Source organism: Capnocytophaga canis, assembly GCF_000827555.1.
Classification (GTDB): Bacteria; Bacteroidota; Bacteroidia; order Flavobacteriales; family Flavobacteriaceae; genus Capnocytophaga; species Capnocytophaga canis.
On record NZ_CDOI01000043.1, the window covers coordinates 1 to 338 of the forward strand.

Sequence of the window (338 nt, forward strand, 5' to 3'; positions counted from 1 at the left end):
AATAATTTACCAATTGGAGTAACACTTAATTCGGATGGTACGTTAACGATAGGAAATACAGCTTCATCGGGTACACATACGTTTACGTATACTATTTGTGATAAGGCAAATACAGGTATTTGCGATACAGCTACGGCGACTGTTACGATTAAGAAAGTAGTAGCTACGGATGATTCTTACTCAATCACGGATACCACGGTAACTCAAACTGTGGGTAACGTATTAGATAATGACAAGGTAGGGACGCAAACGGCTACGACTACTTTGGTAACTATCGGCAATATCCAAAATCCTACGGGTTCGAATGTACCTGCTTTGGATACAAATGGAAATATCAC

The 338-nt window shown here is 39.6% G+C and carries 1 pseudogene; it reads left to right on the top strand.

Annotated features, from left to right (window positions below):
• Positions 1–338, top strand: a pseudogene (locus CCAND38_RS11765) (hypothetical protein); the annotation flags it as partial.